The 19,798-nt window shown below is 63.7% G+C and carries 18 protein-coding genes; 12 read left to right on the top strand and 6 right to left on the bottom strand.

The features are described 5' to 3' along the window. Positions 1-77: 77 nt before the first annotated feature. The gene (locus AC5STI_RS21550) at positions 78-908 is read left to right on the top strand and encodes a bifunctional allantoicase/(S)-ureidoglycine aminohydrolase (protein ID WP_495448293.1); all 831 of its coding nucleotides are present in this window, start codon (positions 78-80) and stop codon (positions 906-908) included. Positions 909-958: 50 nt separating this feature from the next. On the opposite strand, the gene bhcR is transcribed toward AC5STI_RS21550, so the two are convergent. Continuing rightward, entirely contained in the window at positions 959-1,792 is an 834-nt protein-coding gene (bhcR, locus tag AC5STI_RS21545) for an HTH-type transcriptional regulator BhcR (RefSeq protein ID WP_495448292.1), read from the bottom strand. Between the two features lie 198 nt (positions 1,793-1,990). On the opposite strand from bhcR, the gene bhcA reads away from it, so the two are divergent. The 5 genes from bhcA (at position 1,991) to AC5STI_RS21520 (ending at position 6,975) form a co-directional block, all read left to right on the top strand. Beyond that, positions 1,991-3,181 (top strand): L-aspartate--glyoxylate aminotransferase BhcA, encoded by a 1,191-nt coding sequence (gene bhcA / locus AC5STI_RS21540; protein WP_495448291.1) that lies wholly within the window; start codon positions 1,991-1,993, stop codon positions 3,179-3,181. Further along, positions 3,181-4,149, top strand: coding sequence for a beta-hydroxyaspartate dehydratase BhcB (gene bhcB, locus AC5STI_RS21535; RefSeq protein ID WP_495448290.1), 969 nt, complete (start codon positions 3,181-3,183; stop codon positions 4,147-4,149). Before bhcA ends, bhcB begins: the two co-directional genes overlap by 1 nt. A gap of 16 nt (positions 4,150-4,165) precedes the next feature. Continuing rightward, entirely contained in the window at positions 4,166-5,329 is a 1,164-nt protein-coding gene (gene bhcC / locus AC5STI_RS21530) for a 3-hydroxy-D-aspartate aldolase BhcC (RefSeq protein WP_495448289.1), read from the top strand. Between the two features lie 72 nt (positions 5,330-5,401). Then, entirely contained in the window at positions 5,402-6,367 is a 966-nt protein-coding gene (bhcD, locus tag AC5STI_RS21525) for an iminosuccinate reductase BhcD (RefSeq protein WP_495448288.1), read from the top strand. Positions 6,368-6,462: 95 nt separating this feature from the next. Further along, positions 6,463-6,975, top strand: a complete 513-nt coding sequence (locus AC5STI_RS21520; protein ID WP_495448287.1) for an AmiS/UreI family transporter — start codon at positions 6,463-6,465, stop codon at positions 6,973-6,975. Between the two features lie 64 nt (positions 6,976-7,039). Here AC5STI_RS21520 and AC5STI_RS21515 read toward each other — a convergent pair whose 3' ends face one another. From AC5STI_RS21515 to puuE, 3 genes are all read right to left on the bottom strand, one after another. Then, the gene (locus tag AC5STI_RS21515) at positions 7,040-8,512 is read right to left on the bottom strand and encodes a uracil-xanthine permease family protein (protein WP_495448286.1); all 1,473 of its coding nucleotides are present in this window, start codon (positions 8,510-8,512) and stop codon (positions 7,040-7,042) included. A 75-nt stretch (positions 8,513-8,587) separates the two neighbouring features. Further along, the gene (locus AC5STI_RS21510; RefSeq protein WP_495448285.1) at positions 8,588-9,079 is read right to left on the bottom strand and encodes an ureidoglycolate lyase; all 492 of its coding nucleotides are present in this window, start codon (positions 9,077-9,079) and stop codon (positions 8,588-8,590) included. After that, positions 9,076-10,491 (bottom strand): allantoinase PuuE, encoded by a 1,416-nt coding sequence (gene puuE, locus AC5STI_RS21505; RefSeq protein ID WP_495448284.1) that lies wholly within the window; start codon positions 10,489-10,491, stop codon positions 9,076-9,078. Before puuE ends, AC5STI_RS21510 begins: the two co-directional genes overlap by 4 nt. Before the next feature lie 151 nt (positions 10,492-10,642). Between puuE and uraH the strand changes: the two genes are divergently transcribed. Next, on the top strand, positions 10,643-10,999 hold the full coding sequence (uraH, locus tag AC5STI_RS21500) for a hydroxyisourate hydrolase (protein ID WP_421056872.1): 357 nt from the start codon (positions 10,643-10,645) through the stop codon (positions 10,997-10,999). Positions 11,000-11,078: 79 nt separating this feature from the next. Here the strand turns inward: uraH and AC5STI_RS21495 are convergent, their stop codons facing one another. Next, positions 11,079-11,987, bottom strand: coding sequence for a LysR family transcriptional regulator (locus tag AC5STI_RS21495; RefSeq protein ID WP_495448283.1), 909 nt, complete (start codon positions 11,985-11,987; stop codon positions 11,079-11,081). A 104-nt stretch (positions 11,988-12,091) separates the two neighbouring features. Here AC5STI_RS21495 and AC5STI_RS21490 point away from each other — a divergent pair, with 104 nt between their 5' ends. Further along, positions 12,092-13,351 (top strand): urate hydroxylase PuuD, encoded by a 1,260-nt coding sequence (locus AC5STI_RS21490; protein ID WP_495448282.1) that lies wholly within the window; start codon positions 12,092-12,094, stop codon positions 13,349-13,351. A 299-nt stretch (positions 13,352-13,650) separates the two neighbouring features. Next, complete coding sequence (locus AC5STI_RS21485; RefSeq protein WP_475054622.1) at positions 13,651-13,854, top strand: hypothetical protein; 204 nt, start codon at positions 13,651-13,653, stop codon at positions 13,852-13,854. 101 nt (positions 13,855-13,955) lie between these two features. On the opposite strand, the gene AC5STI_RS21480 is transcribed toward AC5STI_RS21485, so the two are convergent. Next, entirely contained in the window at positions 13,956-14,873 is a 918-nt protein-coding gene (locus tag AC5STI_RS21480) for a LysR family transcriptional regulator (protein ID WP_495448281.1), read from the bottom strand. 207 nt (positions 14,874-15,080) lie between these two features. On the opposite strand from AC5STI_RS21480, the gene xdhA reads away from it, so the two are divergent. Genes xdhA through xdhC form a run of 3 tightly spaced genes read left to right on the top strand, consistent with a single transcriptional unit; the run spans position 15,081 to position 19,772 of the window. Continuing rightward, entirely contained in the window at positions 15,081-16,544 is a 1,464-nt protein-coding gene (xdhA, locus tag AC5STI_RS21475; RefSeq protein ID WP_495448280.1) for a xanthine dehydrogenase small subunit, read from the top strand. A 12-nt stretch (positions 16,545-16,556) separates the two neighbouring features. Then, positions 16,557-18,875, top strand: coding sequence for a xanthine dehydrogenase molybdopterin binding subunit (gene xdhB / locus AC5STI_RS21470; RefSeq protein ID WP_495448279.1), 2,319 nt, complete (start codon positions 16,557-16,559; stop codon positions 18,873-18,875). 3 nt (positions 18,876-18,878) lie between these two features. Further along, positions 18,879-19,772 carry a xanthine dehydrogenase accessory protein XdhC gene (xdhC, locus tag AC5STI_RS21465; protein ID WP_495448278.1) on the top strand — a complete coding sequence of 298 codons (894 nt, stop codon included), beginning with the start codon at positions 18,879-18,881 and terminating at the stop codon, positions 19,770-19,772. Positions 19,773-19,798 lie beyond the last annotated feature (26 nt).

Genomic DNA, 19,798 nt, shown 5'->3' with positions numbered 1-19,798 from the left:
TTGATACGGAAATAAGTTCGGTTGCGCGCGCAGCGCGGGTATCAATAAGGGCAGCAGTTCAGCAGGAAAGGCAGCCCATGACCAAACGATCCTATTACGCACCGGAAGGCGGGCTGCCGCCGCAGACCCAACTGCTCACCGACCGGGCGATGTTCACCGAGGCCTATGCGGTGATCCCCAAGGGCACGATGAGCGATATCGTGGCAAGCCTCCTGCCGTTCTGGGACAAGGCCCGCTTCTGGGTGCTGTCGCGGCCCCTGTCCGGCTTCGCCGAGACGTTTTCCCAGTACATCGCCGAAGTGCAGCCCGGCGGCGGCAGCGACCGGCCGGAAACCGAGCCGGGCACCGAAGCGGTCCTGTTTGTCGTCCAAGGCTCCATGACGCTGACCATCGACGGCACGGCGCATGAGATGGACGAGGGCGGCTATGCCTATCTGCCGCCCGATGCCGCCTGGAGCTTGCGCAACAACGGCGGCGCGCCGGTGCGGTTCCACTGGATCCGCAAGGCCTATCAGCCGGTTGCCGGGCTGGACGCGCCGGAGGCATTCGTCACCAACGAAAACCACGTCGACCCAACCCCGATGCCGGAAACCGAGGGTAAATGGGCAACCACCCGGTTCGTCGACCCCAATGACCTGCGCCACGACATGCATGTGACCATCGTCACCTTTGAACCCGGCGCGGTGATCCCCTTCGCCGAGACCCATGTGATGGAACACGGCCTGTATGTGCTGGAAGGCAAGGCGGTTTACCGGCTGAACCAGGACTGGGTCGAGGTCGAGGCCGGCGATTACATGTGGCTGCGCGCCTTCTGCCCGCAGGCCTGTTATGCCGGCGGTCCGGGCAAGTTCCGTTATCTGCTGTACAAGGACGTGAACCGGCACATGCCGTTGGCACCGCTGCGCTGACGGCGGGGGAGCGCCCGGCCTGAAAATGTGCCCGGGCGCTGCCCGCCTTGTCAACCGGGCGGGGATTGCTCCGCCGGCGGCGCGCCCAGCCCATAAGACAGTTTCTCTGCGGCGCCCCTGACCAGGGCGCCGATTTCGTTGATGCGCGCGTCGGGCATCCTGGACGTGGGGCCAGAGACGGAGATCCCGGCCAGCACTTCGCCCTGCATTCCGAACACCGGCGCTGCCACACAACGCATGCCCGGCGCCTTTTCCTCGTCGTCGAAGGACCAGCCGCGGCTGCGGATCTGCGCCAGATCTTCGCGCAAGGTGTCGGCCGAGGTCAGGGTTTTCTCCGTGAACTTCTGCAGCGTCCGCACGCGCAGGAAACGGCTCAGTTGGTTCTCGCCGAAACAGCTGAGCAGCGCCTTGCCGATACCCGAGGCGTGCATTGGAGACGTCGTGCCAGGCGGGAAGAAGGCGCGGATCGATTCATGGGTCTCCACTTGGCTCACGAACATCACATCGCCGCCGCGCTCAATCCCGAGGTTGGAGGTCTCGCCCGTCGCCTCCATCAATTCCCGCATCACCGGCCGCGCCCGTTCGATCACGCTGGAGCGGCGCAGGAAAGCAGAGCCGAGGCGGAAAGCCATTGCGCCGATGTGCCAGGTCTGCGACTGCGGCTCCATCTCGACGATCTGGCGCGCCTCCAGGGTGGCCAGCACCCTGTACATGGTGGCCGCCGACTGATCCAGCGCCGTGGACAGTTCCGTCAGCGTCATGCCGCTGGCGCCCGCCAGCGCATCCAGCACGTCCAGCGCCCGGTCAAGCGATTGAATCGTGGGCGGCTGACTGGCGGAATCAAAGCTTTTGGGGCGGCCCTTGCGGCGCGGTGCTTGCGGCATTTTCAAGCCTCCCGAGGCAATTCAATAAGCAGCTTATGGATAAAACTGAAAATAGCTTCTGTACAGTGAAAAAACTAAAGCCTTTGTTATTATGCACAAAATCGCCATTTATTGCGTTTCTGAAAGCTTTTTTCAAAAAAATTTCCCTGCGCGCGTCTTGCCTTTAGAGTGAAGGAAATCGCCACAGGAGGGCACGACATGAGCTTTCAAAATCCGGTTTTCATTCCCGGTCCGACCAATATGCCCGAAGCACTGCGCAAGGCAGTGGACATGCCGACGCTGGACCACCGCTCGCCACTGTTCGGCCAGATCCTGCACCCGGCACTGGCCGGCGTGAAGAAGGTTCTGAAAAGCGAAACCGCCGAGATCTTTGTCTTTCCGTCGACTGGCACCGGCGGCTGGGAAACCGCGATCACCAACACGCTGAACGCAGGCGACAAGATCCTGGCCGCGCGCAACGGCATGTTCAGCCACCGCTGGATCGACATGTGCCAGCGCCACGGGCTGGATGTTCAGGTCGTCGAAACCCCCTGGGGGCAGGGCATCCCGGCCGACCGTTACGAGGAAATCCTGACCGCCGACACATCGCACGAGATCAAGGTGGTTCTGGCGACCCACAACGAGACCGCAACCGGCGTCAAATCCGACATCGCAGCCGTCCGCCGCGCGCTGGATGCGGCCGGCCACCCGGCGCTTTTGTTTGTTGACGGCGTGTCCTCGATCGCGTCGATGGATTTCCGCATGGACGAATGGGGCGTCGATATTGCCGTCACCGGCTCGCAAAAGGGTTTCATGCTGCCGCCGGGCCTGGCCATCGTCGGTTTCTCGCCCAAGGCGATGAAGGCTGCCGAGACCGCGACCCTGCCGCGCACCTTCTTTGACATCAAGGACATGGCGAACGGATATGCCAACAGCGCCTATCCCTACACGCCCTCAGTCGGCCTGCTGAACGGTCTGAACATGGCCTGTGGTATGCTGCTGGACGAAGGGCTGGAGAACGTCTTTGCCCGCCACCACCGGATTGCCGAGGGCGTCCGCGCCGCGGTCCGCGCCTGGGGGCTGGAGCTGTGTGCCGTGTCGCCGGACGTCTACTCTGACAGCGTCAGCGCGATCCGCACGCCGGACGGCTTTGACGCCAACAAGTTCGTCAGCCTGGCGGCCGAGAAATACGGCGTCGCTTTCGGCACCGGCCTGGGTGAGGTCGCGGGTAAGGTGTTCCGCATCGGCCACCTGGGCAGCTTGACCGACGTGATGGCGCTCTCGGGCATTGCCACTGCCGAAATGGTCATGGCCGATCTGGGCCTGAACATCCCGCTGGGCTCCGGCGTGGCGGCGGCACAGGACTACTACCGCGGCAACACCGCCAACAGCACCAAGGCTGCCGCCTGATGAAGGATACCGCGATGTATATCCCGACCTATGAGGACATGCTGGCTGCGCATGAGCGCATCCAGCCCCATATCCGCCGCACGCCGGTGCGCACCTCCGATTACCTGAATGAGCTGACCGGCGCTGAGCTGTTCTTCAAGTGCGAGAACTTCCAGGAGCCGGGCGCCTTCAAGGTGCGCGGCGCCAGCAACGCGGTGTTCGGGCTGGACGAAGAGCAGGCGAGGAAAGGCGTAGCAACGCATTCCTCGGGCAACCATGCCTCCTGCCTGTCTTATGCGGCGATGCTGCGCGGCATTCCCTGCAACGTGGTCATGCCGCGCACCGCGCCGCAGGCCAAAAAGGACACCGTGCGCCGCTACGGCGGACGGATCACCGAATGCGAACCCTCGACCAGCTCGCGCGAGGAGACCTTTGCCAAGGTGCAGGCCGAGACTGGCGGCGATTTCGTGCATCCCTACAACGACCACCGGGTCATCGCGGGGCAGGGCACCTGCGCCAAGGAGTTTGTCGAGCAGACCGACGGCCTCGACATGGTTGTCGCGCCCATCGGCGGCGGCGGCATGATCTCCGGCACTTGCCTGACGCTGTCGACGCTGGCACCGGAAACCAGGGTAATCGCGGCAGAGCCGGAGCAGGCCGATGACGCCTACCGCAGCTTCAAGGCGGGCTACATCATCGCCGACGATGCGCCCAAGACCATCGCCGACGGGCTGTTGGTGCCGCTCAAGGATCTGACCTGGCACTTCGTCAGCAACTACGTCAGCGAGATCTACACCGCGTCCGATGCGGAGATCATCGACGCGATGAAACTGATCTGGAAGCACCTGCGCATCGTGATGGAGCCGTCCTCCGCGGTGCCGCTCGCCACCATTCTGAAAAACAAAGACGCCTTCGCGGGCAAACGCGTGGGCCTGATCGTCACCGGCGGCAATGTCGACCTCGACAAGCTGCCCTGGATGAACAGCTAAACTGGGGAATACTGAAATGAACGCACAGACAAATTTTGATCAGCTCGAAGTCGGCTATGATGTCCCGGCGGTCCCGGGCATGGACGAGGCTAACATCCAGACCCCGGCGCTGGTTCTCGACCTGGACGCGCTGGAGCGCAACATCAAGAAGATGGGCGACTATGCCAAGGTGCACGGTATGCGCCACCGGGTGCACGGCAAGATGCACAAGTCGGTGGATGTGGCCAAGCTGCAGGAAGAACTGGGCGGCGCGGTTGGCGTCTGCTGCCAGAAGGTGTCCGAGGCTGAGGTGTTTGCCCGCGGCGGCATCAAGGACATCCTGGTCTCCAACCAGGTGCGCGACCGGCAGAAGATCGACCGGCTGGCCCGCCTGCCCAAGCTGGGCGCCCGCACCATCGTCTGCGTTGATGACATCGACAACGTGGCCGACTTGTCGGCAGCCGCGCAGAAGCACGGCACCGAGCTGGAAGTCTTCGTCGAGATCGACTGCGGCGCTGGCCGCTGCGGTGTGACCACCACTGAGGCGGTTGTCGAGATCGCCAAGGCGGTGAACGCGGCAGAAAACCTCAAGTTCACCGGCATCCAGGCCTATCAGGGCGCGATGCAGCACATGGACAGCTACGAGGACCGCAAGGCCAAGCTGGACATCGCCATCGCTCAGGTCGCCGACGCGGTTGAGGGCCTGAAGGCCGAAGGCATCGCGTGCGAGCTGGTTTCCGGCGGCGGCACAGGCTCCTACTACTTTGAATCGAACTCGGGCGTGTACAACGAGTTGCAGTGCGGCTCCTACGCCTTCATGGACGCGGACTACGGCCGCATTCTGGACAAGGACGGCAACCGGATCGATCAGGGCGAGTGGGAAAACGCCTTCTTCCTGCTGACCCAGGTAATGAGCCACGCCAAAGTTGACAAGGCCATCGTGGACGCGGGCCTCAAGGCGCAGTCGGTCGACAGCGGCCTGCCCTTCATCTTTGGCCGCGACGACGTGGAATACATCAAATGCTCGGACGAGCACGGTGTGGTCTCCGACCCCTCCGGTGCGCTGAAGGTGGGCGACAAGCTGCGGCTGGTGCCGGGCCACTGCGACCCGACCGCCAACGTGCATGACTGGTACGTCGGCGTCCGCAACGGCAAGGTCGAAACCGTCTGGCCCGTCTCGGCCCGCGGCAAGGCCTACTAACCGAACCATCCCCGAACTGGCGGAGGTGCGCACGCCGCCCTCCGCCGGCTTTTTTGTTGAGGAGAAACAGACATGTATATCGTTCCGGAAAAGGCGATTGCGGACCTGGTGACCCGTGAAGCCTCGTTCGATGCGGTCGAGAAGGTCTTTGCCGCCATGGCTTCGGGAGATGCCTACAACTTCCCGGTGGTACGCGAGGCAATCGGCCACGAAGACGCGCTTTACGGCTTTAAGGGCGGTTTTGACCGCGCGGGCCTGACCCTGGGCCTCAAGGCCGGCGGCTACTGGCCGAACAACCTGGAAAAGCGCGGGCTGATCAACCACCAGTCCACCGTTTTCCTGTTCGATCCCGACACCGGCAAGGTGAAGGCGATGGTGGGCGGCAACCTCTTGACCGCGCTGCGCACCGCTGCGGCCTCTTCAGTGTCGATCAAGCATCTGGCCCGCCAGGACGCCAAGGTGATCGGCATGATCGGCGCAGGCCACCAGGCCAAATTCCAGCTGCGCGCGGCGCTGGAGCAGCGCAGCTTCGAGAAAGTGATCGGCTGGAACCTGCATCCAGAGATGCTGCCGAACCTGCAAGAGGTGGCGGAAGAGGCAGGGCTGCCCTTTGAAGCCGTGGAGCTGGACGGCATGCGCGAGGCGGATGTGATCATCTCCATCACCTCGTCGTTCGATGCGATCCTGAAGGCCGGTCAGGTCAGCCCTGGCACCCACATCGCCTGCATGGGCACCGACACCAAGGGCAAGCAGGAGGTCGATCCCCAGCTGCTGGTGGCGGCAGACGTGTTCACCGACGAGGTCGCGCAGTCGATTTCCATCGGCGAGGCGCAGCACGCGGTGGCCCAGGGCCTGATCCAGGAGTCTGACGTGGCCCAGATCGGCGCGGTGATCAACGGCACCAACCCGGGCCGCACCTCCGACGATCAGATCACCCTGTTCGACGGCACCGGCGTCGGCTTGCAGGACTTGGCCGTCGCGGCCTCGGTCGTTGAAGTTGCGGTCGAGAAGGGCATCGCCATCGAGGTCGATTTCTAAGCCCCAGCCAGAAACACATTCTGCAAATATCCGCGTAGCGGAGCAGCAGGAGAGAGGTGTACCTCTCTCCTGTTTTTCATTGGGGTACTGCAAAAATGTTTCTGGGATTGAGCCTGCTGGTGGTCGGCGTAGTGCTGTGCCTGAACGGTCTCTGGCAGATGGGCCGCATTCAGGACCGCGAGATCATCCTGATCAACGCGGTTGCGGCGCTGGTGTTCTTTGCCACCGTCCTACTGATCGCGCTGGCGGCGCAGCAGCCAGCGGACCTGCTGGATGCAGGCATGACACTGCTGTTCGGGACCACCTATCTGTGGGTTGCCTACAACCGCACCTTTGCGTCCAGCGGCGAGGGGCTGGGCTGGTTCAGCGGCTTTGTGGCGCTGACCGCGGCCCCCATGGTGCTGCGGGTCCTGGCGCAGGCAGACGGGCTGTTCGATGTGTGGCTGGCCGGATGCTGGGCCGCCTGGTCCGGGCTATGGTTCTTGTATTTCCTGAACCTCGCTCTCAGGCGCGGCAACCCCCAGCTTACCGCCATTGCAACGCTGCTGTGCGGGATCTTCACGGGCTGGCTGCCGGGGCTGGCGGTGCTGCACGGCTTGGGCGGGTGAACCCGCACAAAAAAGCCGGCCCAAAATGGGCCGGCTTTCTCATTTTCACTGGACGCTGGGCGCGTCAGGCGTGGTCCTCCTGCGGCAGCGACCCTTTGCCATGGCCGCTCATGCCGCCTGAGACTTCCTCAGTGGCCTCATCCGCCAGCTCTTCCGGCAGGATCAGGTTCAGCACGATGGCAATCAGCGCGGCCGGCAGGATCCCCGAAGCGGCCAGGATGCGCAGGGTATCGGGCAGGTACTGCAACGCATTCGGCGAGCCGGGCTTGAGGTTCATCACCTCCAGCTGCAGGCCAAAGCCGATCGACAGCGCGATGGCGAAGATCACCATGTTGCGGCGGTTCCAGACCACGTCCGACAGCATCGAGACGCCGGCGGACACCACCATGCCGAACATCACGATCACACCGCCGCCCAGAACTTCGATCGGGATGGTTCGGATCAGCGCGCCGACTTTGGGCACCAGCCCGCAGATGATCAGGAAGATCGCGCCGATGGTCACCACATGGCGGCTCATCACACCGGTCATGGCAATCAGGCCGACGTTCTGGCTGAAGGAGGTGTTGGGCAGCCCGCCGAACAGCCCGGCAATCGCGGTGCCGACACCGTCGGCATAGGTTGCGCCCTGGATCTCCTTGTCGGTGGCCTCGCGGCCCGCGCCGCCCTTGGTGATGCCGCTGACATCGCCGACGGTCTCAACCGCGCTGACAAAGGACATCAGGCAGAAGCCGATGACCGCAGCCGTCGTGATCTCAATGCCGTATCTGAACGGGTTCGGCAGCCCAAAGGCGGCTGCCCGGTCCCAGCTTTGGCCAATGCTTTCAAAGGTGACCAGGCCAAAGAACATCGAATAGACATAGCCGATCAGGATGCCGATCAGCACCGCCGAAACCGACAGCATGCCGCGGGTGAAGAACTTGAGCCCCAGGGTGGAGAAGATCACCACCATCGCCACCGACCAGTTCAGCAGGCTGCCGTATTCTTCCTTGCCGAAGGCCTTGGCCGGCACACCGCCAGCCGCATATTCGATGCCGACCCGCACCAGATAGAGGCCGATCATCAGCACCACCAGACCGGTCACCAGCGGCGGCAGGGCAAAGCGGATGCGCCCGATGATTGTCCCGAGGGCCGCGTGGAACAAGCCGCCAATCAGCACCCCGCCGAATATCGCGGGGAGCGCCTCAACCCCCTTGCCGGCAACCAGCGGGATCATGATCGGAATAAAGGCAAAGCTGGTGCCCTGCACGATCGGCAAGCGCGCACCAACCGGGCCCATTCCGATCGACTGGAACAGCGTCGCGATGCCGGCAAACAGCATCGACATCTGGATCAGGTAGCTCATGTCCGGGAAGCCCTGCGCCCCCGCATCAGAGCCAAAGCCAAAACCCGCCGCACCTGAAATGATTATCGCGGGCGTGATGTTCGAGACGAACATCGCCAGCACATGCTGGATGCCCAGGGGCACGGCCTGCATCAGCGGCGGGGTGTAGTTGGGATCGCGCAGCTGCGCTGGCGTCCCAAGGGAAGTGTCAGCCATGAATATTCTCCTGTCGGTCATGGGGATCTCGCCGCTTCTTGTTGTTGTGTGAGCGGCTTCGGGTTTTTCTGGGGGCTACTCTGAAATTACCGTGTAGGGGTCCTGGAACCAGTGTTCTTCCAGGTTCGGGGTTTGTCCGATGCGGTCGACCACGATGTACTGGCCGGGTGCGCCCAGCGGGGCGAGCACCCCGTGCCAGGTGCCGCGGTGCAGGTTGATGGACTGGCCCGGCTGGCTGATGAAGGCCTGCAGGTTGGCCGGCACGCCGCCGGCGTCATCCGCCACCACAACCAGCATCGGAACGCCGCTCACAGGCACAAAGGCCTGGCTGCCGTCGGGGTGGCGCTCCACCATGTCCACCTTGTGCGGCAGATGGCGGGCCTTGGCGTCGAACAGGCTGATGCCTGCCCGGCCGCCCTCTCCGAAATCCAGGGCTGCGCGGTCGTGATGACGCCCGCACATGCCCTGATTGATCATCTTGTCCGGCGCGCCGGCGACCTCGATCACGTCGCCATAGGGCGCAAAAGCCTCTGCGGTCAGCGGCACGGCGGTCAGCAGGCGGCTCATGGCAGCAAATCCTGCAACCGGAACTGGGCGATACGCTCCACCTGACGGCAGGCCTCATCGAACTCGGTTGCCCGGTCGTTGTGAATGCGGCGGTGGAACGCCTCCATGATCGACGCCTTGTTGTGGTCGCGCACCGCGATGATGAAGGGGAAGCCGTGCTTCTCCACGTATTCGGTGTTGAGCCGGGTAAAGGTCTCGCGTTCGTCATCGGTCAGCATATCAAGGCCGGCACTGGATTGTTCCGAGGTGCTCTCGGCGGTCAAACGGCCCGCGGCGGCCAGTTTGCCAGCCAGATCCGGGTGCGCGGTCAGCACACCAATGCGCTCTTCCTCGCTGGCGGTGCGGAAGATCCGGCACAGCGCGTTGTGAACCCCTGCAGCGCAGTCATGCGCCGGACCCAGCTCCAGATCAAATGCGCGGTCGGCAATCCAGGGCGAATGCTCGAAGATCGAACCGAACTTGGCAACGAACTCCTCACGCTCCATCCGGCTGGGGCGCTCGCGCTTGACCGGCGGATGGGTTTCCGCCCAATGCCCGGCAATGTCGACGCGGCGCGGGCACCAGACGCCATCGAAGCCCTGGATGTAGTCGATGAAGCGCTTGAGGCCCGCGATCTTGCCCGGGCGTCCGACCAGACGGCAGTGCAGCCCGATGGTCATCATCTTCGGCGCGCCAGCTTCGCCCTCGGCATAGATCACGTCAAAGGCATCCTTCAGATACTGGAAGAAATGCTCACCCGTGATCCAGCCCGGCGAATTGGAGAACCGCATGTCGTTGGCTTCCAGCGTGTAGGGGATGATCAGCTGATCGCGCCCGCCGGTTTCCAGCCAATAGGGCAGGTCGTCGTCGTAGGTGTCGGAAATGTAGTCGAACCCGCCTTCCTCGGCCACCAGCCGCACCGTGTTGGCGCTGCAGCGCCCGGTGTACCAGCCGCGCGGGCGCTCGCCGGTCACCTCGGTGTGCAGACGCACGGCTTCGGCAATTGCGGCGCGCTCTTCGTCTTCGGCCATGTCCTTGTGCTCGACCCATTTCAGGCCGTGGCTGGCGATTTCCCAGTCCGCGTCCTTCATCGCCTGCACCTGCTCAGGGCTGCGGGCCAGCGCGGTGGCGACGCCATAGATGGTCAGCGGAATGCCCGCGCCGGTGAACAGCCGGTGCAGCCGCCAGAACCCGGCGCGGCTGCCGTATTCATAGATCGACTCCATGTTCCAGTGGCGCTGGCCAGGCCATTGCGCGGCACCGGGAATGTCGGACAGAAAGGCCTCCGAGGCTGCATCCCCGTGCAGGATGCAGTTCTCGCCGCCTTCTTCATAGTTAAGGACAAATTGCACGGCAGCTTTGGCCCCATTGGGCCACTGCGGGTCAGGTGCCTCAGCACCGTACCCGCGCAAGTCACGAGGATAGCGCGTCACGACTGGTCTCCTGTCTGTTTCATTGTTTATAGAACAAAATAATCCCGTTCGGCTTTCAGTATATTTTTGAAAGAACTTTTTGACTCTTCCTTCTGTATGCAATGGGCTGATGCGCGCATACCTAGGGAAACGGAATTGAAAGGAGGCTGGCATGGCCGGATTTCTGACCACCCATGTGCTGGACACCGCCCGCGGCTGCCCGGCGGAAGGGCTGAAGATCGACCTGTACCGGATCGAGAACGGCGAGCGCATCCACTTGCGCAGCCTGACCACCAATGACGACGGGCGCACCGATGAGCAGATCCTGCCCGCGGGCGAGTTTGCCACCGGCACTTATGAGCTGGTGTTCCACGCAGGCGGCTATCTGCGCGCCACCGGCCAGGCGGGTGCCGATCCGCTGTTCCTGGACGAGGTGCCGCTGCGTTTCGGCATGAGCGAGGCGGACAGCCACTATCACGTGCCGCTGCTGCTGTCGCCCTACGGCTATTCGACCTACCGCGGCAGCTGAGCCGCACGCCCCAAGATACCTCTCCTCCCGCTTGGCATCTGCCGGCGGTTCCCGCCTCAGGAAACTGAGGCGGGCTTTTTCATTCCGGGGGCAGCGACGCCTGGATGTGATCCACCATGAAATCCATGAACAGCCGCACCTTGGGATCCTGGTGGCGGCGGTGGACATAGAGGCAAGCCATCTGGATCGGGATCGGCGGCTCCTCCGCCAGCACCGGCACCAGCCGGCCGGAGGCAAGATGCTCCGAAATCTCGAACACCGGTTTCAGGATGATCCCGTGCCCGTCCAGCGCCCAGCTGGTCAGCACATCGCCGTGGTCGGACTCAAACGGCCCGGTGACAGTCACACGCTTGACGCCGTCATGGCTGCGGAGCGGCCATTGGAACTCCGGTGCGCCGGGATAGCGCAGGTTCAGGCAGTCGTGGGCCTCCGTCTTCAGCTCCTCGCTGTTTTTCGGCTGCCCGCGCCGCTTGATATACTCCGGCGCCGCGCACAGCACCCGGGGGCAGTCAGCGATCTTGCGGATGCGCAGGTTTGAATCCTCCGGCACGCCGAGGAAAAACGCCGCGTCCAGCCCCTCGGCCGCCAGGTCCAGCTTGCGGTCCGACAGCCGCAGCCGGATGGAGATCAGCGGATAGGCTTCTTTGAACTTCGGCACCGCCGGCGCAATCAGCCGCTGCCCCAGCCCCAGGGGCGCCGCCACATACAGCGTGCCGCGCGGGGTTTGGGTGACGCTGCTGATATCAGCCTCTGCCTCATCCACCGCCTCCAGGATCTTCACCGCACCGCGGTAGAACAGGTTGCCCTGCTCGGTCGGGTTCAACAGCCGCGTTGTGCGCTGGAACAGACGCACGTTAAGGTGTTCTTCCAGCTGGGAAATCCGCGACGACGCCACGGCAGCCGAGATCCGCATGTCGCGCGCCGCGGCGGACATATTGCCAAGTTCATAGACACGGACAAAGGTGCGGATATTGTCGAGATAGGCCATTCACGTATTCTTTGTGTTATTTTGAAACAGCTTGGATTTTTTACCTAATACATGAAAATAGCGGCATGCTCTAGTCTTAGGTCAAAGCTTATGAGGAGAGAACAATGGAAGAGCTTGTGATCATGTGGGACTGGCTGGGCTTTGCGGTCCGCTGGCTTCATGTTATCACCGCCATTGCCTGGATCGGGTCGTCCTTCTACTTCGTCGCGCTGGACCTTGGCCTGCGGAAAGTTCCGCATCTGCCGGTCGGCGCGCACGGCGAGGAATGGCAGGTCCACGGCGGCGGTTTTTATCACATCCAGAAGTACCTGGTGGCGCCGGAGAACATGCCGGACCATCTGATCTGGTTCAAATGGGAAAGCTACGCCACCTGGCTGTCAGGCGCGGGGCTGCTGATGATCGTCTACTGGGCGGGCGGCGAGCTGTACCTGATCGACTCGACCAAGGCCGATCTGGCCCTGTGGCAGGGCATCCTGATTTCCGGCGCCTCGCTCAGCATCGGCTGGCTGGTCTATGACTTCCTGTGCAAATCGCCGCTGGGGGAAAAGCCGACCTTCCTGATGGTGCTGCTGTTCGTGCTGCTGGTCGCCATGGGCTGGGGCTACAACCAGATCTTCACCGGCCGCGCCGTGATGCTGCACCTGGGCGCCTTCACCGCTACCATCATGACAGCAAACGTCTTTTTCATCATCATGCCGAACCAGCGCATCGTGGTGAAGGACCTGCAGGAAGGCCGCACGCCGGATGCCAAATACGGCAAGATCGCCAAGCTGCGCTCGACCCATAACAACTATCTGACGCTGCCGGTTGTCTTCTTGATGCTGTCGAACCACTACCCGCTGGCCTTTGCCACCGAGTACAACTGGCTGATCGCGGCGCTGGTGTTCCTGATGGGTGTGACCATCCGCCATTACTTCAACAGCAACCACGCGGGCACCAGCAATCCCACCTGGACTTGGCCCGTGACCGCCATCCTGTTCATCGGCATCATGATCCTGAGCCAGGCGCCGCTGCAGCAGGACACCTACGAAGAGTCCGAGGCGCGGGAGCTGACCAAATCCGAGCAAGTCTTTGCCAGCAACCAGCATTTCGAGGACGTGATGAATGTGGTGCCGGGCCGCTGCGCCATGTGCCACGCGCGGGAGCCCTACTATGAAGGCATCCGCCGCGCGCCCAAGAACGTGCTGCTGGAAACCCCGGCAGATGTGGCGAAATACGCCAAGGAGATCTATCTCCAGGCCGGTGCCACACACGCGATGCCGCCCGCCAACGTGACCTATATGGAGGAGGAGGAGCGCGCCCTGATCCGCCGCTGGTACGGCAGCGCGTCAAAGGATCAGCCCTTCTCGCTGGCTGCAAACTAAGGCACCATCACCTGCAAATTCCAATGGCCCCGCCCCCTGGCGGGGCCATTTTCCGTCCAGCACCGGGCGTGCACCGCCTGTACAGCCCGATGCAGCAAGAGCATGGAACCAAACAGCCCCGCCGTATGTTATATTGATATGGGGTTTGCCCAATTGTGCCGGAGACCCGGTGTCTTCCGGCCTGTTCAGCCACAGCGCCGATCCCTTTCGGGCACCCTTTCACCGGCGAATAAGCCGGGCGCTGGCCGTTTGGGACCGCGGCAACACTGCGGGGTTTGGGCGCTGAAGGAGGTAATGTGATGTTCAAGAAGACTTTCGCTATTGGATTTGCACTCTGCACCACCCTGGCCGCCTGCGGTGACACAACCGGCGAGCGGCTGGTCTATGGCGCGGGCGCTGGTGCCGCCGGCGCGGCGGTTCTGGACGGCAACGTGGCCGCGGGGGCCGCTGTCGGAGCTGCGGCGAACCTGCTTTACTGCGAGGAAAACCCCCACCGCTGCTAAGGCGGGAGTCATTTCATATCAGGCGGGCCAGCTGTGCCCGCCTTTCCTTTGGCGCAGTGGCTGCTTGGCAGCCGTTACTTGCCGGGGCTGCTTGGCAGCCGTTACTTGCCGGTCTCACTGTGCCGGAAGGCCGCCAGCCCGCGTTTCACCGCATAGTCGACAAACAGGCGGATCTTGGGATCCTGCAGCTTGCGGTGCGGGTACAGGCAGCCGAAAATGGTCGGCTCCGGCGGGGTGTCCGGCAGCACCTCCACCAGCGCGCCGGAGCGCAGATGCGCGGCGACGTCAAACCGCGGCTTGTTGACGATGCCGCGCCCGTCCAGCGCCCAAGCCGTCAGCACGTCGCTGTCATCGGCGTCGTATTTCCCCGAAACCTCCAGCTTGCGCGGCCCCTCCGGCGTCTCCAGTGTCCAGAAATATTCGGGCGAGCGCGGGTAGCGCAGCAGCAGGCAATTGTGGCCAGTGAGCAGATCCTCCGGCACTTGCGGCGTGCCGTGGCGCTCCAGATACTCCGGAGCGGCGCAAAGAACCCGCGCGCATTCAGCGATCTTGCGCATTTTCAGGGTCGAGTCATGCGGCACCCCGATGAAAAACGCCACATCCAGCCCATCGGCCAGAATGTCGACCTTGCGGTCGGACATCCGCATCCGGATTTCGGTGGCGGGGTAGTCCTCGACAAATCCCGGCACCAGCGGCGCGATGATGCGGCGGCCGACACCCAGCGGCGCGGTCACCCGGATCACCCCGCGCGGCGCCTCGGAGAACTGCGAGACCACCGCCTCGGCGTCCTCAATCGATTCGAGCACCTTCTTGGCCTCGGTATAAAACAGCTGCCCGACCTCGGTCGGGGTCAGCGATCTCGTGGTGCGGTTGAACAGGCGCACGCCAAGATGCTTTTCAAGCTCCTTGATCCGCTTGCTGGCCACCGCCGGAGTCAGCCGCAGATCCCGCCCGCCAGAGGTGATGCTGCCCAGTTCGACGACTCGGGTAAACACCCGCAGGGATTCCAGATAAGACATGGTTCACAGACCTTTACGGGGCGCATCTGCCGCTTGCCCTTTACCACGGCAGGCGGCAGACACGCCGGTTCCGGCACCTACTAACCTAACCATTTTCAACAGGGTGTTGAAAGCCTTTCGCGATTGCGGCCGTTAACCGTGGCAGTCGGACAAGGTAAAAATGACCCAACAGAATTAGAAGCTGTCCAGCGACTACTTGGAGGCCAGATGGAACATCAAAACGACATTCGCTTTCTGCTGAACGGGCGGGAGCTTTCGGTCAAGGACGTCAAGGCCACCACCACCCTGCTGGATTTCCTGCGGCTGGAGCAGCGCCTGACCGGCACCAAGGAAGGCTGCGCCGAGGGCGACTGCGGCGCCTGCACCGTGCTGGTGGGCCGTCTGCACAATGGCGCGCTGCGCTATGAGGCGGTGAATGCCTGCATCCGTTTCCTGGCATCGCTCAACGGCTGCCACGTGGTGACGGTTGAGCATCTGTCCGGCCCCAAGGGCCGTCTGCACCCGGTGCAGCAGGCAATGGTCGAATATCACGGCAGCCAGTGCGGCTTCTGCACCCCCGGTTTCGTGATGTCACTCTATGCGCTGTGGATGGAAAACCCGCAGCCGACCGAGGCGCAGGTGGAAACCGCGGTGCAGGGCAACCTCTGCCGCTGCACCGGCTATGAGCCGATTGTGAAGGCCGCGCTGGCGGTGAACCAGTACGGCACCCCGGCCAATGACTACCTGAACACCGAGCGTGAGAGCCTGACCGCCAAGCTGAAGGCGATCCAGCCGCAGGCCCGCGTTGTGACCGGCCCCGAGGATGACCGCGCCATCCTGCCGCTGGATGCGGCGGATCTGGCAGAGGTGCTGGCAGAGAACCCTAAGGCGACCATTGTTGCCGGCTCCACCGATGTGGGCCTGTGGGTCACCAAGTTCATGAAACCGATCTCTCCGGTGGTGTTTGTCGCCCACCTGGAGGAGCTGAAGGCCATCGAGCTGACGGATGAGGCGCTGACCATCGGTGCCGGCGTCACCTATACCGAAAGCGAGGCAGCGATCCGCGATGCCTTCCCGCATCTGAGCGCCTACTGGGACCGCATCGCCGGCTGGCAGGTGCGCAACATGGGCACCATCGGCGGCAATATCGCCAACGGCTCCCCTATCGGGGATACCCCGCCGGTGCTGATCTCGCTGGGGGCTGAGGTGACGCTGCAGAAGAAGGGCGGTTCGCGCACGCTGCCGCTGGAGGATTTCTTTATCGACTACGGCAAGCAGGACCGCGAGCCGGGTGACTTTGTGGCCTCGATCCGTATCCCGCTGCGCCGCGACGGGCAGATTGATGCTGCCTACAAGATCTCCAAGCGCCGGGATGAGGATATTTCCTCGGTTGCGGCAGGCGTCAGCGTCACCGTGAAGGACGGCGTGATCGCCTCTGCGCGCATCGCTTTTGGCGGCATGGCAGCCACGCCCAAGCGCGCTGCCGGTGCCGAGGCCGCGCTTGTGGGCCAGCCCTGGGGCGAGGCCGCGTTTGACGCCGCAGCCGAGGCGGTGAAGCAGGACTTCACCCCGCTCAGCGACTGGCGCGCCTCCGCGGAGTACCGCGCGCTGACGGCCAGCAACCTGCTGCGCCGCTTTTACCTGGAACATGACGCGGGAACCGCCGGTGCCGTCCGGCTGGCCGTCGCCTGAGGAGGATTTGAGATGAAAGACCATCAGACCATCAGCGGCGCCGTGCACCATGACCGCCAGCACGACAGTGCCATCAAGCATGTGACGGGCCGCGCCGAATACACCGACGATATCGCCGAACCCTATGGCACGCTGCACGCTTACCTGGGTGTCTCCACCGTCGCCCACGCCAATATCAAGGGCATCGACCTCAGTGCCGTGCGCGCCGCACCCGGCGTGGTGGACGTGCTGACCGCCGATGACATCCCCGGCGTCAACGACATCAGCCCCACCGGCAAGCATGACGAACCGGTGTTCCCGACCGAGAAGGTCGAATTCCACGGCCAGCCGATGTTTGCGGTGATCGCCGAAACCCGCGATGCCGCCCGCCGCGCCGCCGAACTGGCGCAGGTGGATTACGAGGTGCTGCCGCACGCGCTGGACCCGGTCCAGGCGCAGGAAGCCGGCTATCCGATGATCACCGACCCGCTGAAGCTGGAGCGCGGCGATGTGGAGGCAGGCCGCAAGGGCGCTGCCCACCGCATTCAGGCGCAGATGGCAGTCGGCGGCCAGGACCACATGTATCTGGAGGGCCACATCGCATTCGCCATTCCGGGCGAGGACGAGGATGTGACCGTGCATTGCTCCACCCAGCACCCGAGCGAGGCGCAGCATATGGTGGCGCATGTTCTGGGCGTGGCGAACAACGCGGTCACCGTCAACGTGCGCCGGATGGGCGGCGGCTTTGGCGGCAAGGAAAGCCAGATGAACCTGTTCTGCGCGGTGGCTGCGATTGCCGCGAAGAAGCATAACCGCCCGGTGAAGATCCGCCCGGACCGCGATCAGGACATGACCGCCACCGGCAAGCGCCATGACTTCGTGATCGACTATGACGTGGCCTTTGACGACGCGGGCCGCATCCAGGCGGTCGAGGGCGGCTTTGCTGCGCGCTGCGGCTATTCCTCGGACCTGTCCGGTCCGGTCACCGACCGCGCGCTGTTCCATGCGGATAACGCCTATTTCTACCCGAACGTGCTGCTGAAAAGCCGCCCGATGAAGACCAACACCGTCTCCAACACCGCCTTCCGCGGCTTTGGCGGCCCGCAGGGTGTGGTCGCCGCCGAGCGGATGATCGAAGAGATCGCCTATGCCCTGGGCAAGGACCCGTTGGATGTGCGCAAGGCCAACTTCTATGGCGAGGAAGGCCGCGACCTGACACCTTACCATCAGAAGGTGGAGGACAACATCCTCGACCGGCTGATCGGGGAGCTGGAGGAAAACGCCGAATACCGCAAGCGCCGCGAGGAGATCATCGCCTTCAACAAGGAGTCGAAGATCATCAAGAAGGGCATTGCGCTCACGCCGGTGAAATTCGGCATCTCCTTCACCGCGACATGGTACAATCAGGCGGGTTCGCTGATCCATGTCTACAATGACGGCTCGATCCACCTGAACCATGGCGGCACCGAGATGGGGCAGGGCCTCAACACCAAGGTGGCGCAGGTTGTGGCCGATGCCTTCCAGGTGGATTTCGAGCGCATCAAGATCACCAAGACCACCACCGAGAAGGTGCCGAACACCTCCGCCACCGCGGCCTCGTCCGGGTCGGACCTCAACGGCATGGCGGCGCTGGATGCGGCGGAGCAGATCATTGCCCGGCTGACCAAGTTCGCAGCAGAGAAGTACGGCGTGTCCGAGGCGGAGGTCGAATTCCTGCCCAACCGGGTGCGCGTCGGCAGCGAGGTGATCGCCTTCGACACGCTGGTGAAGGAGGCCTATATGGCCCGCGTCCACCTGTCGGCGGCGGGGTTCTACAAGACGCCGGAAATCCATTGGGACCGCGCGGCCGGCAAGGGCCAGCCCTTCTTCTACTACGCCTATGGCGCGTCCTGCTCCGAGGTGTCAGTCGACACGCTGACCGGCGAATACCGGGTGGAGCGCACCGACATCCTGCATGACGTGGGCCGCTCCTTGAACCCGATCCTGGACAAGGGCCAGGTGGAGGGCGCCTTCATCCAGGGCATGGGCTGGCTCACCACCGAGGAACTGTGGTGGGACTGCGAAGGCCGCCTGCGCACCCATGCGCCCTCGACCTACAAGATCCCGCTGGCCTCTGACCGGCCGCGCATCTTCAACACCCGGCTGGCCGAATGGTCGGTGAACAAGAAGCGCACCATCAAGCGGTCCAAGGCCGTGGGCGAGCCGCCGTTCATGCTGGGCATCTCGGTGTTCGAGGCGCTGTCGATGGCTGTTGCCAGCACCGCGGACTACAAGGTCTGCCCGCGCCTGGATGCGCCGACCACGCCGGAGCGCGTGCTGATGGCGATCGAAACCCTCAAAGGGCAGGGCTGAGCCATGGCCCGCCGCCTTTCCCTCCAGGACTTTCTGGCCAGCCACAGCCGTGTGGTGCAGGTCGCGCTGACCCGCGTTCGCGGTTCCTCCCCGCGCGAAACCGGCACCTGCATGTTTGTGGCGGCAGAGGGCCTCTGGGGGACCATTGGCGGCGGCCAGCTGGAATATATCGCCATTGACCACGCGCGGCGGATGCTGAAGCAGGACGTGATCAGCGACACGCTGGATGTGCCGCTGGGGCCGGAGATCGGCCAGTGCTGCGGCGGCCGGGTGGAGATGTCGCTGGTGCAGATGCGCCAGGCCGACCGCGACGATGCCATTGCCCGCCAGCAGGCCGAGGAGCAGGCGCTGCCGCATGTCTATGTGATGGGCGCGGGCCACGTCGGCCGGGCGCTCGCGGATCTGTTCCAGCACCTGCCGGTGCGCTGCATCCTGATCGACCAGCGCGCCGAAGAACTCGCCCTGTGCCAGGCGGATGTGGAAATCCGCCAGAGCGCCATTCCCGAGATCGACATCGCGCAGGCCCTTGCGGGCAGCGCGTTTATCGTTCTCACCCATGATCATGCGCTCGACTTCCTGCTTGCCTCCGCTGCCCTGCAGCGCGGCGATGCGGGATACGTGGGCCTGATCGGATCGGCCACCAAGCGGGAGAAGTTCCGCCGCTGGTGCCGGGACCATTGCGACGGTCTGGGAACCGACCGTCTCATCTGCCCCATCGGGGCAGGCGGCAGCCGCGACAAGCGGCCCAGCGTCATCGCGGCCTTCGTGGCGGCGGAAGTGATCGCTGATTTGACCTCTGAAACTGCCGCGTCCGCTCCATCACGGAGCACAGACCTGCCTGAAACGGGCAAGCAACCGGACGCAGAGGGAGACACGGCTGGAGCAATCAGCCGGTAAGGACTGCGTCCTCTGATAGGAGGAGG

The sequence above is a fragment of the Leisingera sp. CC-HEC096 genome (genome assembly GCF_059429235.1).
This window is presented reverse-complemented; position numbering and strand designations above follow the sequence as displayed.

Excerpts from the sequence above, each read along its gene's own strand:
- AC5STI_RS21550 (WP_495448293.1), top strand. The coding sequence starts at position 78 with ATGACCAAACGATCCTATTACGCACCGGAAGGCGGGCTGCCGCCGCAG.
- bhcR (WP_495448292.1), bottom strand. The coding sequence starts at position 1,792 with ATGCCGCAAGCACCGCGCCGCAAGGGCCGCCCCAAAAGCTTTGATTCC.
- bhcA (WP_495448291.1), top strand. The coding sequence starts at position 1,991 with ATGAGCTTTCAAAATCCGGTTTTCATTCCCGGTCCGACCAATATGCCC.
- bhcB (WP_495448290.1), top strand. The coding sequence starts at position 3,181 with ATGAAGGATACCGCGATGTATATCCCGACCTATGAGGACATGCTGGCT.
- bhcC (WP_495448289.1), top strand. The coding sequence starts at position 4,166 with ATGAACGCACAGACAAATTTTGATCAGCTCGAAGTCGGCTATGATGTC.
- bhcD (WP_495448288.1), top strand. The coding sequence starts at position 5,402 with ATGTATATCGTTCCGGAAAAGGCGATTGCGGACCTGGTGACCCGTGAA.
- AC5STI_RS21520 (WP_495448287.1), top strand. The coding sequence starts at position 6,463 with ATGTTTCTGGGATTGAGCCTGCTGGTGGTCGGCGTAGTGCTGTGCCTG.
- AC5STI_RS21515 (WP_495448286.1), bottom strand. The coding sequence starts at position 8,512 with ATGGCTGACACTTCCCTTGGGACGCCAGCGCAGCTGCGCGATCCCAAC.
- AC5STI_RS21510 (WP_495448285.1), bottom strand. The coding sequence starts at position 9,079 with ATGAGCCGCCTGCTGACCGCCGTGCCGCTGACCGCAGAGGCTTTTGCG.
- uraH (WP_421056872.1), top strand. The coding sequence starts at position 10,643 with ATGGCCGGATTTCTGACCACCCATGTGCTGGACACCGCCCGCGGCTGC.
- AC5STI_RS21495 (WP_495448283.1), bottom strand. The coding sequence starts at position 11,987 with ATGGCCTATCTCGACAATATCCGCACCTTTGTCCGTGTCTATGAACTT.
- AC5STI_RS21490 (WP_495448282.1), top strand. The coding sequence starts at position 12,092 with ATGGAAGAGCTTGTGATCATGTGGGACTGGCTGGGCTTTGCGGTCCGC.
- AC5STI_RS21485 (WP_475054622.1), top strand. The coding sequence starts at position 13,651 with ATGTTCAAGAAGACTTTCGCTATTGGATTTGCACTCTGCACCACCCTG.
- AC5STI_RS21480 (WP_495448281.1), bottom strand. The coding sequence starts at position 14,873 with ATGTCTTATCTGGAATCCCTGCGGGTGTTTACCCGAGTCGTCGAACTG.
- xdhA (WP_495448280.1), top strand. The coding sequence starts at position 15,081 with ATGGAACATCAAAACGACATTCGCTTTCTGCTGAACGGGCGGGAGCTT.
- xdhB (WP_495448279.1), top strand. The coding sequence starts at position 16,557 with ATGAAAGACCATCAGACCATCAGCGGCGCCGTGCACCATGACCGCCAG.
- xdhC (WP_495448278.1), top strand. The coding sequence starts at position 18,879 with ATGGCCCGCCGCCTTTCCCTCCAGGACTTTCTGGCCAGCCACAGCCGT.